General features: G+C 65.9%; 16 protein-coding genes and 2 tRNA genes. 10 read left to right on the forward strand and 8 right to left on the reverse strand.

Translation table 11 applies throughout. From position 1 onward, the window contains the following. The first annotated feature begins 78 nt into the window (after positions 1–78). Both guaD and B6V75_RS06130 read left to right on the forward strand, forming a co-directional pair. Positions 79–1362, forward strand: a complete 1284-nt coding sequence (gene guaD / locus B6V75_RS06125) for a guanine deaminase (RefSeq protein WP_088719040.1) — start codon at positions 79–81, stop codon at positions 1360–1362. Beyond that, entirely contained in the window at positions 1359–2090 is a 732-nt protein-coding gene (locus B6V75_RS06130) for a hypothetical protein (RefSeq protein ID WP_088719041.1), read from the forward strand. The genes guaD and B6V75_RS06130 overlap by 4 nt, the downstream gene beginning before the upstream one ends. Here the strand turns inward: B6V75_RS06130 and B6V75_RS06135 are convergent. The 7 genes from B6V75_RS06135 to B6V75_RS06165 all read right to left on the reverse strand — a co-directional run bounded on the left by B6V75_RS06135 (position 2080) and on the right by B6V75_RS06165 (position 8683). Then, the gene (locus B6V75_RS06135) at positions 2080–3417 is read right to left on the reverse strand and encodes an 8-oxoguanine deaminase (RefSeq protein ID WP_088719042.1); all 1338 of its coding nucleotides are present in this window, start codon (positions 3415–3417) and stop codon (positions 2080–2082) included. The genes B6V75_RS06130 and B6V75_RS06135 overlap by 11 nt on opposite strands. Before the next feature lie 78 nt (positions 3418–3495). After that, positions 3496–4062, reverse strand: coding sequence for a peroxidase-related enzyme (locus tag B6V75_RS06140; protein WP_075776119.1), 567 nt, complete (start codon positions 4060–4062; stop codon positions 3496–3498). Between the two features lie 76 nt (positions 4063–4138). Further along, positions 4139–4948, reverse strand: coding sequence for an exodeoxyribonuclease III (gene xth, locus B6V75_RS06145; RefSeq protein WP_088719043.1), 810 nt, complete (start codon positions 4946–4948; stop codon positions 4139–4141). 66 nt (positions 4949–5014) lie between these two features. After that, on the reverse strand, positions 5015–5632 hold the full coding sequence (locus B6V75_RS06150; protein WP_088719044.1) for an inner membrane-spanning protein YciB: 618 nt from the start codon (positions 5630–5632) through the stop codon (positions 5015–5017). Between the two features lie 6 nt (positions 5633–5638). Continuing rightward, positions 5639–6541, reverse strand: coding sequence for an EamA family transporter (locus B6V75_RS06155; RefSeq protein WP_075776122.1), 903 nt, complete (start codon positions 6539–6541; stop codon positions 5639–5641). Between the two features lie 179 nt (positions 6542–6720). Then, positions 6721–7989, reverse strand: coding sequence for a signal recognition particle-docking protein FtsY (gene ftsY / locus B6V75_RS06160; RefSeq protein ID WP_088719045.1), 1269 nt, complete (start codon positions 7987–7989; stop codon positions 6721–6723). 55 nt (positions 7990–8044) lie between these two features. Then, on the reverse strand, positions 8045–8683 hold the full coding sequence (locus B6V75_RS06165; RefSeq protein WP_088719046.1) for a lysoplasmalogenase: 639 nt from the start codon (positions 8681–8683) through the stop codon (positions 8045–8047). A 95-nt stretch (positions 8684–8778) separates the two neighbouring features. Between B6V75_RS06165 and B6V75_RS06170 the strand changes: the two genes are divergently transcribed. Both B6V75_RS06170 and B6V75_RS06175 read left to right on the forward strand, forming a co-directional pair. Beyond that, the gene (locus B6V75_RS06170) at positions 8779–9999 is read left to right on the forward strand and encodes an alkane 1-monooxygenase (protein WP_088719047.1); all 1221 of its coding nucleotides are present in this window, start codon (positions 8779–8781) and stop codon (positions 9997–9999) included. A gap of 56 nt (positions 10000–10055) precedes the next feature. After that, a complete protein-coding gene (locus B6V75_RS06175) occupies positions 10056–10463 on the forward strand; it encodes a hypothetical protein (protein WP_088719048.1) in 408 nt (135 codons plus the stop codon). A gap of 3 nt (positions 10464–10466) precedes the next feature. Here the strand turns inward: B6V75_RS06175 and xseA are convergent, their stop codons facing one another. Further along, positions 10467–12047: an exodeoxyribonuclease VII large subunit gene (gene xseA, locus B6V75_RS06180; protein ID WP_088719049.1), complete on the reverse strand. Its 1581-nt coding sequence runs from the start codon at positions 12045–12047 to the stop codon at positions 10467–10469. A 93-nt stretch (positions 12048–12140) separates the two neighbouring features. On the opposite strand from xseA, the gene purD reads away from it, so the two are divergent. The 6 genes from purD to B6V75_RS06210 all read left to right on the forward strand — a co-directional run bounded on the left by purD (position 12141) and on the right by B6V75_RS06210 (position 16030). Next, complete coding sequence (purD, locus tag B6V75_RS06185) at positions 12141–13406, forward strand: phosphoribosylamine--glycine ligase (RefSeq protein WP_088719050.1); 1266 nt, start codon at positions 12141–12143, stop codon at positions 13404–13406. Positions 13407–13840: 434 nt separating this feature from the next. Beyond that, positions 13841–13915: transfer RNA gene (locus B6V75_RS06190), tRNA-Gly, on the forward strand. Positions 13916–13937: 22 nt separating this feature from the next. Continuing rightward, positions 13938–14012, forward strand: a tRNA-Gly gene (locus tag B6V75_RS06195). Positions 14013–14139: 127 nt separating this feature from the next. After that, positions 14140–14727: an imidazoleglycerol-phosphate dehydratase HisB gene (hisB, locus tag B6V75_RS06200; protein WP_088719051.1), complete on the forward strand. Its 588-nt coding sequence runs from the start codon at positions 14140–14142 to the stop codon at positions 14725–14727. Further along, the gene (gene hisH, locus B6V75_RS06205; RefSeq protein ID WP_075776128.1) at positions 14727–15365 is read left to right on the forward strand and encodes an imidazole glycerol phosphate synthase subunit HisH; all 639 of its coding nucleotides are present in this window, start codon (positions 14727–14729) and stop codon (positions 15363–15365) included. Before hisB ends, hisH begins: the two co-directional genes overlap by 1 nt. Beyond that, positions 15365–16030 carry an adenine nucleotide alpha hydrolase gene (locus B6V75_RS06210; RefSeq protein ID WP_240496910.1) on the forward strand — a complete coding sequence of 222 codons (666 nt, stop codon included), beginning with the start codon at positions 15365–15367 and terminating at the stop codon, positions 16028–16030. Before hisH ends, B6V75_RS06210 begins: the two co-directional genes overlap by 1 nt. The last annotated feature ends 11 nt before the right edge of the window (positions 16031–16041 follow it).

A 16041-nucleotide genomic window follows, 5' to 3' on the forward strand; every position in this document is an offset into this window, starting at 1 on the left:
AAAAAGAAGCGCCGCCACGGCAGAGATTTACCTTCGCCCCGCCCCGCCCTAGCATGACGCGTCGGACAGGAGAGAATGATGGCTGAACTGCATCTTGGGCAGGTTCTGGAATATCGCGGCGACGCGCTCGTCGAAGGGCCCGAAGTGGTTGCACATCGCCGGCGCGGTGGCGTGCTGGTCGAGGGCGGCCTTATCGCCGCCGTAGGCGAGGCGGACGACCTGCGCGAGGATCATCCGCAGGCCGAGATCACCGATCACGGCGATCATCTGCTGTCGCCCGGCTTCGTCGACGCCCATGTGCATTATCCGCAGACCGCGATCGTCGCGAGCTGGGGCAAGCGCCTGATCGACTGGCTCAACACCTACACCTTCCCCGAGGAGATTTCCTTCGCCGATCCCGCCCATGCCGAAGAGATCGCGACACGCTATCTCGATCTGGCGCTGATGAACGGCACCACCTCGATGTGCAGCTATTGCACGATCCATCCCGCCAGCGTCGAAGCCTTCTTCGCAGCCGCGAAGGCGCGCGGGATGCGGGCGGCGGCGGGCAAGACCTGCATGGACCGCAACGCGCCGGAAGCTTTGCGCGACACGCCGCAATCGGCCTATGACGACAGCCGAGTCCTCTTGCAGAAATGGCATGGCGTGGACCGGCTGAGCTATGTCATCACGCCGCGCTTCTCGCCCACCTCGTCGGCCGATCAGCTGGCCGCGCTGGGGGCGCTCTGGGCGGAACATCCCGATTGCCTGATGCAAACCCATCTGAGCGAGCAGGTGGACGAGATCGCATGGGTCCGCGAGCTATATCCCACCGCGCGCGATTACCTCGACACCTACGAGACCTATGATCTACTGGGCGAGAACGCGCTTTATGGCCACGCGATCCATCTGGAGCCGCGCGAAGCCGACCGGATCAAGGAGGTCGGCGCGGCGCTGATCCATTGCCCGACCTCTAACACCTTCATCGGCTCGGGGCTGTTCGACTGGCCGACACGTCTTGCCGAGAGGCAGCGGATCGGGCTGGCCACCGATACCGGCGGCGGGTCGAGCTTCTCGATGCTGCGCACCATGGCCGCAGCTTACGAGATCGGCCAGCTGACGCATCAGCCGCTGCACCCCGCGCAGCTTTGGTGGCTGGCGACGCAAGGCTCGGCCAAGTCGATGCGGATGAGCGACAAGATCGGCGCGCTGGCGCCGGGAATGGAGGCGGATTTCATCGCGGTCGACCTCGCCTCGACGCCTGCCATCTCGCAGCGTGCCGACCGTGCGAACGACGTCTGGGAGGCGATCTTCCCGACGATCATGATGGGCGACGACCGCGCCATCGCGGGAACTTGGGTCGCGGGCAAGCGGCTGCATTGACCGATCCTGCCTTCGAGAGGATCTACGCCCGCGCGCCTTTCACGGTCGATTTACTTGACGGTGGCGGCGACGATCTGGTCATCTCCTTCGCCTCGATCGGACACGATCCCAGCCGCCCGCCCGCACCGGAATTCGTCGCCACCGCCACGGGGCGCGGCACGCTGGGCTTCCCACGCCGGGCGCTGTTCATCAGCGACGACAGCCGAAGCTGGACGAACGATCCTGGCTTCGCCCCAGCCCTGCGTGCAGCCTTGGCAGAGGTGCGGCGCCGCCGCCCCGTGACCCGGATCGCTGCCATTGGGCTGTCGATGGGCGCGGTCTCGGCGCTGGTCGCAGCGGAGGTGATCCCGGTTGACGTGGTGCTGGCATTGTCTCCGCAATTCTCGGTAAAACCGGGCGTCGTGCCGGGGGAGGCTCGATGGAGCGAGTGGACGAGACAGATCGCGACCTTCGCGCGCGAGACGACTCCGCTTCCGCCCGCGACCTGCTGGGCGATCCTGTGTCACGGCGCGCAGGACGATCTGGCGCAGGCGATGCCCTTCCCGCACCCATCAAATGTCGATCACCTGATCTTCCCCGATCTCGGCCATTCCGACCTCGCACCGCATCTGAAGGCGCGCGGAGGCCTCTCGGGGTTGATGGAGTCTGCCCTTGCAGGCGACCGTCGCCGCCTGCTGCGGATCGCCAGCGCCGCCGGGGCCGTGCGGCGCGAGAAATTCAGCCCATAAGCGCTGATGCGAGGCGGTTCTGCGTCTCGATCACGCGCGGCAGGTCGATCGTCACAACCTGCCCGTCGCGCACCACCTGACGGCCCTCGACGAAGAGGTGTTTCACCTTGGGCGGCCCGCAGAGTACCAGCGCCGCGACCGGATCCCACGCGCCGGCCGCCTCCAGCCCCGAGACATCCCAGATTGCCACATCTGCCCGCTTGCCCGGCGCGAGTACCCCGCAATCGGGACGGCCCAGAACCTGCGCGCCACCTAGCGTCGCGATCTCCAGCGCCTCGCGCGCGGCCATCGCGTCGGCGCCGTTTTGCACCCGCTGCAGCAGCATCGCCATGCGCGCCTCGCCGATGAGGCTCCCTGCATCGTTCGAGGCCGAGCCATCGACGCCAAGCGCCACCTTAACCCCTGCATCGCGCATCTGGCGCACCGGCGCGATGCCCGAGCCCAGACGGCAATTCGAGCACGGACAATGCGCAATGCCGGTCTGCGTGCGCGCGAACAGATCGATCTCGCCCGCATCCAGCTTCACGCAATGCGCGTGCCAGACATCCTCGCCGGTCCAACCGAGATCTTCGGCATATTGCCCCGGCCGGCAGCCAAACTGCTCCAAGCTGTAGGAAATATCCTCATCATTCTCGGCAAGATGGGTGTGCAGCATAACGCCCTTGTCGCGCGCGAGCAGCGCCGCGTCGCGCATCAGCTCGCGCGAGACGGAAAACGGCGAACAGGGCGCGATCCCCACCCGGCACATCGAACCTTCGTTGGGATCGTGGAACGCGTCGACGACCCGGATGCAGTCGTTCAGGATCGCTTCTTCGCGCTCGACCAGGCTATCGGGTGGCAGGCCGCCGTCGCTCTCGCCGATGCTCATCGCGCCGCGCGTGGGATGGAAGCGCAGGCCCAGTTCGGCGGCGGCGTGGATCGTATCCTCCAGCCGCGCGCCATTCGGATACATGTAGAGGTGATCGGAACTGGTGGTGCAGCCGGTCAGCGCCAGTTCCGCCAGTCCGACCTGCGCCGAGACGCGGATCTCCTCGGGACCCATCTTCGCCCAGATCGGGTAGAGCGTCTGCAGCCAGCCAAAGAGCAGCGCATCCTGCCCGCCCGGCACCGCACGGGTCAGCGTCTGATAGAGGTGATGATGGGTGTTCACGAGCCCCGGCGTGACGACGCAGCCCTTGGCCTCGACCACCTCGCCCATGCTTTCCAGCCCCGGCCCGACAGCTGCAATCTGGCCGTCGCGCAGCAGCAGATCCGAGCCCTTCAACTCGCGCCGGGCGCCGTCCATCGTGACGACCACCTCGGCGCTCCGGATCAAGATCTCGCCCATCGCGCGTTCCTCCTAGCTGGCCCTCTGTCTGATCTTGCCAGACCCTAGACCGCGCGGATGGGCGAAGACCAGAGGCGCTCAGCGCCCCATCGCATAGAACTCGGGGTTCGGCGGGATCGAAGCCATGTTCACCAGCCGGTTCGACAGGCCGAAGAACGCCGTTATCCCGCCGATATCCCAGATATCGTCATCGGTGAAACCATGGGCGCGCAGCGCTTCGTAGTCAGCCTCCTCGACCTCCTGCGCCCGCAGGCTAACCTTCATCGCGAAGTCGAGCATCGCCCGCTGGCGTGGCGTGATGTCGGACTTGCGGTAATTCACCGCGACCTGATCGGCGATCAGCGGGTTCTTGGCGCGGATGCGCAGGATCGCCCCATGTGCAATCACGCAATACTGGCACTCATTTGCCGCCGAAGTCGCCACGACGATCATCTCGCGCTCGGCGATCGTCAGGTTGCCAGGCCGCTCCATCAGCGCGTCGTGATAGGCGAAGAAGGCGCGGAACTCGTCGGGGCGATGCGCCAAGGCGAGGAAGATGTTCGGGATGAACCCGGCCTTCTCGTGAACCGCCTCGATCCGCGTGCGGATATCCTCTGGCATGTCGGCGAGTTGCGGCACCGGGTGCCGGCTGATCTGGTCTTGCATCTGGGGTCTCCTCTCTTTCGCCGCCACTATGCACAGTCGCGGCGAGGCCGAGGAAATGACGTTGCGGCAATCGCGATCAGACGTCGAGCGTGATCCAGACCGGAACGTGATCAGAGGGCTTGTCGCGGCCGCGGATTTCCTTGTCGATGCCGACATCGCGCAACAGGTCCGCCGCCTGCGGGGACAGCAGCAGATGGTCGATCCGGATGCCATTGTTCTTCTGCCAGGCGCCGGCCTGATAGTCCCAGAACGAGTAGTGCCCCGGCCCCTGCACCCGGGCACGGAAGGCCTCGGTGAAGCCAAGATTGAGGATACGGCGGAACGCCTCGCGGCTTTGCGGAAGCGCCAGCGCATCGCCGCGCCACGCTTCGGGCTTCGCGGCATCCTCGTCCTGCGGGATGATGTTGTAATCGCCCGCCATCACGAAGGGTTCTTCCAGCGCCAGCAGCGCCTCGGCCCGCGCCTGCATCCGCTCCATCCACGCGAGCTTGTAGGCGTATTTGCCGCCCGCGACAGGTCGCCCCGCATCGTCGAGTTCCACCGGGTTGCCGTTGGGCAGATAGAGGCCACAGAGCCGCACCGCGCCCTTCTCGCCGACGACGGTCGCCTCGATCCAGCGCGCCTGCTCGTCACCCTCATCGCCGGGCAGCCCCCGCGTCACATCCTCCAGCGGCAGTTTCGACAGGATCGCAACGCCGTTGAAACCTTTCTGCCCATGTGTCTCGACCGCGTAGCCGAGGTCCTCGAACAGCTCGCAGGGGAAGCCCTCGTCGACCGACTTGATCTCCTGCAGCAGGACCACGTCCGGCTCGGCCTCCTTCAGCCAATCGACCAGCGCCTGATGGCGCGCCTTGATGCCGTTGATGTTGAAGGTGGCGATTTTCATGAGAGGCTCCGGCTTTGACAGTCGCGACAGGTGTAACGGATCGCGGCGGGCGCGGACAGGTCGGAGTTACTTCTCCGCCTCGTCCCCCTCTTCCTTTTCGATGCCGTGGCGCTCGAAAAGCTTGGTCTGCGACATGATGAAGACGATCAGGATGATCGGCAGGCCGAAAGTCTTGAAATCGACCCAGATCTCGTCCGACATCGTGCGCCAGACGATCTCGTTGGCCACCGCGAGCGCGAGGAACAGCCCCACGAAGCGCTTGGTCAGGATCATCCAGCCCTCATGCGCCATCGGGATCGCCTCGTTCATCACCAGCTGCAACCACGCCTTGCCGCGGATCAGCCCCGCCCCGAGAATACCCGCGAAGAGCAGGTAGATGATGGTCGGCTTCATCTTGAAGAAGGTCGGATCGTTCAGCCAGACCGATAGCCCGCCGAAAATCAGCACCAGAACCAGCGTCGCGATCTGCATCGCCGAGATCTTGCGCGTCAAGGCCCACAGGATCAGCGTCGAGGCGGCGATCAGCGGGATGAACAGCGCGGTGGCCACGACGAAGCCCGAATAGTCGGTGCCGAGGATCGTGTAGGTGCCGTCCTTGAGCCGGTTGAAGGCGACGAAGAAGACGATGAGCGGCCCCCAGTCGAGCGCCGCTTTCACCCACGGGGAAATCTTTTTCTCTGCCATCTGCCTTTACCTGCCTGCTATCTCAACGATCACGGCCCCCGCCGCGATCAGCGCCATCAGGGCCGTACGCCGCGGCCCAACTTTCTCGCCCAGCACGAGCCAGCCGATGAGGGCTGCGAAGACCGTCGAGGTCTCGCGCAGCACCGCCGCCTCGCCCACCTTGTCGAGCCGTGTCGCCAACATGATCGAGCCAAAGGAGAAATAAGCAACAATCGCGCCGATAACACCCCTCTTGATGAGCGGCACCATTTCCGAACTCGGCAGCTTCGTCCAGCGCCGCGCGGTGAAGATCGGCATGAACCAGCCGTCGATGAAGAAGAACCACGCCAGGAAGGTGAAGGGATCGGCGGTCGCCCGGATGCCATAGGCGTCATAGGTGGTGTAGAGCGCGACGAAGGCACCGGTCGCCACGGCGAGCATCAGCGCCGGCACCATCGTCTCTCGATCGACCGTCACATTGCGCAGGTTGTAGATCGCAAGACCGTAGATCCCGGCAAGAAGCGTGGCCACCCCGGCCCATTGGCCGATCGTGAAATGCTCTCCGAAGATAATCCCCGCCCCGATCACCGCGAAAAGCGGCCCGGTACCACGCACGACCGGGTAGACCACCGTATAGGCCCCACGCTGGTAGCAGGCCGCCTGCAGCAGCTTGTAGCCGACATGGATGAAGAACACGCCCACGAAGATCGGCCACATGTAGGGCTCGGGCCACGGCACCACGAAGAGCGCGAAAGGGGCCGCGATGATCCCGTAGCTCGCATCGATCGCGGCGCGGCTGAGCCACGGGTCGTGCCGCCCCTTCTGCAACGCCCCGAACAGCGCGTGCAGAAAGGCCGCGAGCAGCGCGAGGCCCAGCGCGAGGTGCTTGCCGGTCTCGGTGCCCGAGACAGAGATGATCCAGTCGCTCAAGGGGAAGTCCTTCGTGATCTCGGGCGCTAGGGGGCGCTGCCCCCTCTGGCCTCAGGGCCATTCACCCCCGGGATATTTCGACCAAGGGGAAGAGGAAAGGCGCAGGGCTCTCTTCGGGCTTGCACAAATATCCCGGGGGGCGCGCGCAAGCGCGGGGGGCGGCGCCCCCAATCGCGGGTTCAGTATTCGAGGCCCACGAGGGCCTGCGCGAACTCTTCCGGATCGAAGGGCGCCAGATCGTCGAGCTGCTCTCCCACCCCGATCGCGTGGATCGGCAGGCCGAACTTGTCGGCCAGCGCGACCAGCACGCCGCCTTTCGCAGTGCCGTCGAGCTTGGTCATCACCAGCCCCGACACGTTCGAGATCTTGCGGAAGACATCGACCTGCTGCAGCGCGTTCTGCCCCGTCGTCGCATCGAGCACGAGAAGCGTGTTATGCGGCGCGGTCTCGTCGACCTTGCGGATCACGCGGACGATTTTCGCCAGCTCCTCCATCAGATCGGCGCGGTTCTGCAACCGGCCAGCCGTGTCGATCATCAGAAGGTCCGCCCCCTCGGCCTCGGCCTTCTTCATCGCGTCATAGGCAAGCGAAGCCGGGTCGGAACCTTCGGGCGCGGTCAGGACCGGCACGCCGGCGCGATCGCCCCAGACCTGAAGCTGTTCGACGGCGGCTGCGCGGAACGTGTCGCCCGCCGCGATAACGACCTGCTTGCCGGCTGCGCGGAATTGCGAGGCGAGCTTGCCGATCGTCGTGGTCTTGCCCGACCCGTTGACGCCCACCACCAGCACGACCTGCGGCTTCTTGGGGTAAAGCGGCAGAGGTTTCGCGACCGGCTCCATGATCCGGGCGACCTCTTGGGCCAGAAGCCCCTTGATCTCGGAAACCGAGAGCTTGCGACCCATCCGCCCCTCGGCAAGGTTTGCCGAGACGCGCAGCGCGGTGTCGACGCCCATGTCTGAGGCGATGAGCAGCTCTTCGAGGCTTTCCAGCATCTCGTCATCGAGGACACGGCGCGGCTCGGCGGGTTTCGCCTCTCCGCCGCCGAAGATGCGGCCTAGAAGGCCGGGCTTCTTCGGCTCGGAGCTGGGACGCTCGGGCGCGGGCTCGACGTCGAGCGGTGCCTTTGCGATCTGCGCGTGTTCCTCTTCGACCGGTTCGGTCACCGGCGCGGGCACGTAGCCGGGTGCGGGCGGCGTGGGATCGGGGAGGTTGATCGTCTCATCATGCCGGGGCTCGGGTTCGGGTTCGGGCTCCGGCCCCGGTTCGGCACGGCTCCGCGGCGCGGCCTCGGGGGAGGTCTCTGCGGGCGTCGCGGGCGCCGAAGGTTCCGGCGTCTCCGCGACCTCGTCTTCACTGGAGGCATTCTCGGCGACAATATCCTCGAGCCCCTGCTCGAGCTTTGAGGAAGAACGCGTCAGACGCGATTTGAGCTTTTTGAAAAACGACATGGATCAGGCCTTTCCTTACGCTCCACCTAGTTCATCGCAGTCCCGGATGGAAGGCTTATCCCCCGGCGAAACCCGATCCCGCGCCCCAGCCGATCAGCGCCTGACCGCCCCAGTAGAGCACCCAGAGCGCCCGCGCCGCGATCCGCTTACGTCCGGCGTCGTGCAGCACGAACATCTCCAGCGCGAGGATCAGGTCGGAAAGCACGAAGGCGAGGCTACCCAGGATCACCAGCAGATAGCCCGCGGGCAGGCCCATCGCCACCGCCGCCATCGCGACGATGATCCAGATGTAGGCCCGCACCGGCCAGCACAGCCCGCCCGTCCGCGGCAGCAGCCAGAACTCCGCCGAGAGCCCCAGGGCGACGAGAGGGATGGTCCATTCCGAGGGCCGCGCGCCCATCTCGAGAAAGCCGATCAGATAGGCCAGATGCCCCGCCGCAAAGGCTGCCATGCCGATCAGGAAGGCGCGCTGGCCAGAGCGCGACAGGGCGAAGTCGCCCGCTGCACCAAGGGCGAGCCCCGCGAGGATCGCAAGCGGCGCGCCCAGGGCCGCCGCCATCGGGATCAGCGCTACGACGGAGGCGGTCTTCACGAGGGTTTTCGCGCTGCTTTCCCCCGCCCCCGCATGGCGTACGAGGTAGATCGCCGCGAAGACGGCGGCGATAACGAGGCTGATCGGAGCTGCGGACATCATCGCCACATCTGGCGCAGAAAAGCCCCGCCCCCGCAAGCTGAGTCACAAAATGGTCGAAATCGCCGAAAGAATGGCGCAAAACGATGGAACTTCCCATGTCGAGCGAACCGGACCCGCAGCACGTGACCCAAGGCAATGACCCGACGCGCAAGCGCCGCCTTCGCGGTGCGTTTGCAAATTTGCTGCGGCTCTCGCGCGAGATCCCGGGCGTCGACAGCTTCGCGGTCGTGACGCTTCTGCCGGTGCCGCTTTTGCTGGTGGCGGGCGTCTTCGGCGGGCTCGCGGCCTGGACGGCGCTGGTCTGGATCGGGCTGTGCATGTTCATCCTCGACGAGGCGCTGAAGCATCCCTCTCCCGATGCGCCGGAAGGCTCGGAATTCCCGGCGGCGGATGCGCTGTCGACGACGCTGGCGGTGGTGCATTTCGTGCTGCTCGTGCTCGGCGTGGCGGCGATGTCAGGGCATACGATGCTGGAGGGCCCGAGCTGGATCGCGGTCTGGCTGGCCTTCGGGCTGTTCTTCGGACAGGTGTCGAATTCCAACGCGCACGAGCTAATCCACCGGCCGGACAATCGGCTGTTTCTGCTGGGCAAATGGGTCTATATCTCGTTGCTCTTCGGCCATCACACTTCGGCGCATCGGCTGGTCCATCACCGTTTCGTCGCGACGCCGGACGATCCGAACTCCGCGCAGCTTGGCGAGGGGTTCTGGTCCTTTGCGCCGCGGGCCTGGATTGGCAGCTTCGTCGGCGGCTACGAGATGGAGCGCAACCGCTTCGCCCGCCTGCCCGCGATCGACCCGAAAGCGCCGCTGAGCGCGCGGATCAAGGCGAGGATCGCGCGGCTCGGTCCCTACCCGTCCTATCTGCTGGGCGGGCTGTGGTTCGCGGTGCTGTTCGGGATGCTCTTCGGGGCCGAGGGCGTGGTGGCCTATATCCTGCTCTGCGCCTATGCGCAGCTGCAGATCCTGCTCGCCGATTACGTCCAGCATTACGGGTTGTCGCGGCGGCGGCGGGGCGATGGCAGCTTCGATCCGGTCGATGCGCATCACAGCTGGGACGCGCCCGCGCCGATCACCTCGCTGTGGATGCTCAACGCGCCGCGCCACTCGGATCACCATGCGCATCCGGCGCGGGAATATCCCGCCCTTCGGCTTGGCGATCTGACCGAGCCGCAACGGCCCGTCCTGCCGCGCAGCCTACCCGCGATGGCGGCGCTGGCGCTGTTCCCGCCGCTCTGGCGCCGCGTCATGGACAAGCGCGTGAAGGCGCTGCAGCAGGACGAGCCACGCGGCGCCGAAGGGGCGAGCGCGCGCTAGGCAAGCGGGCCGCGATCTGGCAGGTTGGGTCAATGCAACAGCCGGAGCCTCCCTCGATGCGGCCGATACTGATCCTGATGCTGGCCCTCGCGCCGAACCTGTCAGCTGCGGCCGACCCGCTCGGTCCGCCTCTCAATGCAGAGCAGTTCGATCAGCGCACCGTCGGGCGCACCATCACCTATTCGATCTTCGGCCAGCCCTACGGGTCCGAGCAATACAAGCCCGGCCACAAGGTGATCTGGGCCTTCACCGAAAGCGAATGCAAGGAAGGTGACTGGTATCAGGACGGGCAGTATATCTGCTTCGATTACGGCGAATACGCGCCGCTGCAATGCTGGACCTTCTATGACACGGCGAAAGGGCTGGTCGCGCAGTTCAAGGGAGATCCCTCGCAGGAACCACTGGTGAGCCTGTCGGAAAGCCACGACCCGCTGATCTGTCAGGGGCCGGACGTCGGCGTATAGGTTTCAGAACAGGCTACCCTGAGACGGTCCCGGATCGGGCTTTTTCTTCTTCGGCTTCGGCGGCGTCGCACTGCCGCCACCGCCCGGAATGACCGCGAGCTTGCCATCGGCGAACTCGATCTCGAGACCGGACTGTTTCTCCGCCACCACCTGCGACGTCACCACGCCGTCGGGCCCGCGCACCACCGCATAACCACGCTTGAGCGTCTCTCGATAGCCCAGCGTCTGGCGCATCCGGTCGAGCCGCTCGAGCCGTTCGCGCTGCGCTTCGATCCGTGCGGGCAGGCAGCGCTCCAGCCGGGTTTCCAGTCCCGTCAGCCGCTCCGCCCCTTCGCGGTTGCGCCTTTGCGCATCGCCGATCATCCGCACCCGCGCCGCATCCAACCGCCGCGCAAGCTGCGTCTGATCTTGCTTCGCGCGCCGCATCCGCGCCGCAGGTGCCGGAGCGAGCCGCGCCGACAGTCCGTCGATCTCCCGCGACCGATCCCGGATGAAGCGCCGAAGCAGGTTCGGCGAGATTTGCGCAGCCAGCGGCGCGAAACGGGTATTCTTGCGCAGAACCAGCGTGCGCAGCGCAGGCCCCAGCCGCTCGGCCCAGAGATCGAAGCTTTGCCTCGCCGGTTGCGTCAGCGCCTCGGGACGGCCCAGACCACGGGCCAGATCGCGCAGTCGCTGGCCCCGCTGATCGAGCCGCCCACGCGCCGCCCGCATCATCCGCGTCTGCGCCTCCGACAGCCACGCGGCCAGTTCGGCGCGCACCGGCACCGCCATCTCAGCTGCGGCGGTGGGCGTGGGCGCGCGCCGGTCGGCGGCGTGATCCACAAGCGTCGTATCGGTCTCGTGGCCCACCGCCGAAATCACCGGGATGTCGCTTTCGGCCACGGCGCGGACCACGGCCTCTTCGTTGAAGCCCCAGAGGTCTTCGATCGAGCCGCCGCCGCGCGCGACGATGATCAGATCGGGGCGCGGGATTTTCCCGCCCGGCGCCAGCGCGTTGAAGCCCCGCACCGCGCGCGCCACTTCCGGAGCGCAAGCCTGCCCCTGAACCGCCACCGGCCAGATCAGCACATGGCGCGGGAAGCGGTCAGCGAGGCGGTGCAGGATGTCGCGGATCACCGCCCCCGAGGGCGAGGTCACCACCCCGATCACCCGCGGCAGCCACGGAATGGGCTTCTTGCGGCCCGCATCGAACAGCCCCTCGGCGGCCAGCGCCTTGCGTCGCGCCTCCAGCATCGCCATCAGCGCGCCTGCGCCCGCCGGCTCGACATTGTCGACGATCAACTGGTATTTGGATTGGCCCGCGAAGGTCGTCATCCGGCCCGTGGCGATGACCTCCATGCCCTCCTCTGGGCGGACCTGCATTTTCGCCACCTGCCCCTTCCAACTGACGGCAGCGATCACCGAGCGGTCGTCCTTTAGGTCGAAATACATATGGCCCGAGCGCGGCGTCGAGACACGGCCTACTTCGCCGCGCACCCGGACGCGGCCGAATTCCCCCTCGATCACCCGCTTCACCGCCCCCGAGATCTCGGAGACCGTGTAGTCATGCGCGTTCGAGCCGTTTTCGTCGTCGAGAAGGTCCATCTGCCCGCCTTGTTTCGCGTTGGTCCGGGGCGCCTTGCCTCGGGGTTTCGCGCAGCTTAGAAGGCAGCAAAGCGAAGGCCAAGGGGGCGAGCGATGAACATTCTGGTTCTGGGCGGCGGCGGGCGCGAACATGCACTTGCTTGGGCGATCAAGCAAAATCCGAAATGCGACCGGCTGATCGTGGCCCCGGGCAATGCCGGGATCGCGCAGATCGCCGATTGCGCAGCGATTGATCCGAACGATGCGGCGGCTGTGCTGGAACTCTGCGAGGCCAATGCGGTCGATTTCGTGGTGATCGGGCCGGAAGCTCCGCTCGCCGCAGGTGTGGCCGATGCGCTGCGCGCGCAGAACATCCTGACCTTCGGCCCCTCGGCAGAAGCCGCGAAGCTGGAAGCCTCGAAAGCGTTCACCAAAGAGATTTGCGACGCCTGCAACGCGCCCACCGCAGCCTATGCCCGCTTCACCAGCGCGGAAGGTGCGAAGGGCTATGTCCGCGAACAGGGCGCCCCGATCGTGGTCAAGGCAGACGGTCTGGCCGCCGGCAAGGGCGTGATCGTCGCGATGACGCTCGATGAGGCCTTCAACGGCATCGACGAGATTTTCGGCGGCGCCTTTGGAAGCGCGGGCGCGGAAGTCGTGATCGAGGAATTCATGGAGGGCGAGGAAGCCTCTCTCTTCGTGCTTTGTGACGGCGAGAACGTGCTGGCCGTCGGCGGCGCGCAGGATCACAAACGTGTCGGCGAAGGCGATACCGGCCCGAATACCGGCGGTATGGGCGCCTATTCCCCCGCCCCGATCCTGAGCCCCGAGATCGAGGCGAAGGCGATGGACGAGATCGTCCGCCCCACCGTCGCCGAGATGGCCAAGCGCGGCACCCCTTTTCAGGGCGTCCTTTATGCCGGTCTGATGATCGAGAACGGCCAGCCGCGTCTCGTGGAATACAACGTACGCTTCGGAGATCCCGAATGTCAGGTGCTGATGCTGCGGCTCGGCGCGCAGGCGCTCGACCTGCTGCTGGCCTGCGCGGAAGGGCGGCTGAACGAAGTGCAGGCGCAATGGGCGCCCGATCATGCGATGACGGTGGTTATGGCGGCACAGGGCTATCCCGGCGCCTATGAGAAAGGCTCGGTGATCGGCGGCCTCGACGCGCTGCCCGAGGACGGCTCGCACATGGTCTTCCACGCTGGCACCTCCGAGAAAGACGGCAAGATCGTCGCGAGCGGCGGCCGGGTTCTCAACGTGACAGCCCGCGGCGCGAACCTGCAGGAAGCGCGCGACCGCGCCTACGCGATGGTCGATGCGATCGACTGGCCCGAAGGCTTCTGCCGCCGCGATATCGGCTGGCGGGCGCTGAACTGACCTGATGCATGGAGGGGGCTCTGCCCCCGCTCGCGTTCCGCGCGCCCCCCGGGATATTTCCGCCAAGCCGAAGGCGCGCAACGCAGTCTTAACGACAGCTGCATTAACAAGGAATCGCGGAACAGGCGGGGACGCCGATGACCGCCCAAGACGAAACGGCCCGGCTCGCCCGCCCTTCTGCGGATCGAGTCGGGCATTTTTCGTTTTCGGCTTGGCTCAAATATCCCGGGGGGCTGGCGCAGCCAGTGGGGGCAGAGCCCCCTCGCTTGGGATACACCAAGCCCGCCGGCTTGCGGTCCTCTTACCTCGCGAGGCGCTTCCAACGCACCTCACTGCCGCCTGCCGAAACGTCAGGCAGAAATTTTCCCCTTCGCGCAAAATTTCCTCTTGCAGCCTACGCCGCTATCCCCTAAATCCGCCTCCACCGAACCGGCGCGGGCGTAGCTCAGGGGTAGAGCATAACCTTGCCAAGGTTAGGGTCGGGCGTTCGAATCGCCTCGCCCGCTCCAGTTCGGTCAAATACCCAAGGATGCGGGCGTAGCTCAGGGGTAGAGCATAACCTTGCCAAGGTTAGGGTCGGGCGTTCGAATCGCCTCGCCCGCTCCAATACAAAAAGCCTCCCTTCGGGGAGGCTTTTGTTTTTCCGCCGCACCGATCCTGCAATCGACAGCAGCCTGCTTGAGCGCGCCCCCTGCCCCGGCCTATAAGGCAATGAGTTTCAAGGAGGCGCCCAATGCGCAAGGCCACGATCAGCCGCAACACCGCCGAGACCGAGATCAGCGTCGAGATCGATCTCGATGGCACCGGTCAGTATGACAACAAAACGGGTGTGGGCTTCTTCGACCACATGCTCGACCAACTCGCGCGGCACTCGCTGATCGACATGACCGTGCGGGCGAAGGGCGATCTGCATATCGACGATCACCACACGGTCGAGGATACCGGGATCGCGCTGGGTCAGGCCTTGGTGCAGGCGCTTGGCGACAAGCGCGGCATCCGCCGCTACGGCCATTTCGCACTGGCGATGGACGACACGCAGGTCTCCTGCGCGCTGGATCTGTCCGCGCGGCCGTTCTTCGTGTGGAATTGCGACATGCCCTCCCCGAAGATCGGCACGTTCGACACCGAGCTGGTGCGCGAGTTCTTCCAGGCCCTCGCCACCCATGGCGGGATCACGCTGCATATCGACCGCCTGCATGGCTTCAACAGCCACCACATCGCCGAAGCCGCGTTCAAATCGGTCGCCCGCGCCCTGCGCATGGCGGTCGAGCCCGATCCGCGCATGGGCGGCGTGCTGCCCTCGACCAAAGGGGCGCTTTGATGCTCACGGCACTGGTCGATTACGATTCGGGCAACCTTCACTCGGCAGAGAAGGCGTTTCAGCGCATGGCGAACGAGACGGGTCACGGCACGATCGTCGTGACCTCGGAGCCCGACGTCGTCGCGCGCGCCGACCGGATCGTGCTGCCGGGCGACGGGGCGTTTCCGTCCTGCAGCGCGGCGCTCTATCGCTTCGAGGGGCTGGCACAGGCGATCGAGGAGGCGGTGACCGTGAAGGGCCGCCCCTTCCTCGGGATCTGCATCGGCATGCAGATGCTCGCGACGCGCGGGTTGGAATTCCGCGAGACCGAGGGCTTCGGCTGGATCCCCGGCGAAGTGGTGAAGATCGAACCCTCCGATCCGTCGATGAAAGTCCCGCATATGGGCTGGAACGATCTGGTGGTCGGCTACAATCACCCGGTTCTGAGCGGCATCAACACCGGCGATCACGCCTATTTCGTGCATAGCTACCACTTCAACGTAGCCGAGCCTGAGCACCGTCTGGCCTATGCCGAATATGGTGCGGAGATCACCGCGATCGTGGGCCGGGACAATATCGTGGGCACCCAATTCCACCCCGAGAAGTCGCAGGCGACCGGGTTGCGGCTGATTGCGAATTTCCTCGGCTGGAAGCCCTGATGGCCCCCAAGGCGGTTCTGTCGTGGTCGTCGGGCAAGGATTGCGCGATGGCGCTGCATGCTTGCCGGACCGAAGGCCACGCGGATGTCGTGGCGCTGCTGTCCACGACCAACGAGGCTTTCGACCGGGTCGCGATGCACGGCACCCGCAATGAGTTGCTGCGCCGTCAGGCGAAGGCCACGGATCTGCCGCTGATCGAGGTGCCGCTGCCCTGGCCCTGCTCGAACGAGGATTACGAGGCGCGGATGGCCTCTGCCATGGATCAGGTGAAGGCGCTAGGCGTCGAGACGATGGTCTTCGGCGATCTTTTCCTCGAAGACGTGCGCGATTACCGGATCGCGAAGCTGAAGCCGCTCGGCGTCGAGGCGCTGTTTCCGCTCTGGCAGCGCCCTACGGATCAGCTGGCGCGTGAGATGATCGCGGCGGGGTTCGTCACGCATCTGGTGACGGTGGACCCGAGCAAGCTCGACCCCAGCTTCGCGGGGCGGCGTTTCGATGAAAGCCTGCTGGCCGATCTGCCCGAAGGCGTCGATCCCTGCGGCGAGAATGGTGAGTTTCACACCGCCGTCAGCGCGGGTCCGATCTTCGACGCGCCGATCCCGGTGCGGGTGGGCGAAACCGTTATGCGCGACGGCTTCGCCTATGCCGATCTGATCACGGAGTAACTCCGGCGAAA

This window comes from Thioclava sp. F1Mire-8 (assembly GCF_002213165.1).
Lineage (GTDB): Bacteria > Pseudomonadota > Alphaproteobacteria > Rhodobacterales > Rhodobacteraceae > Thioclava > Thioclava nitratireducens.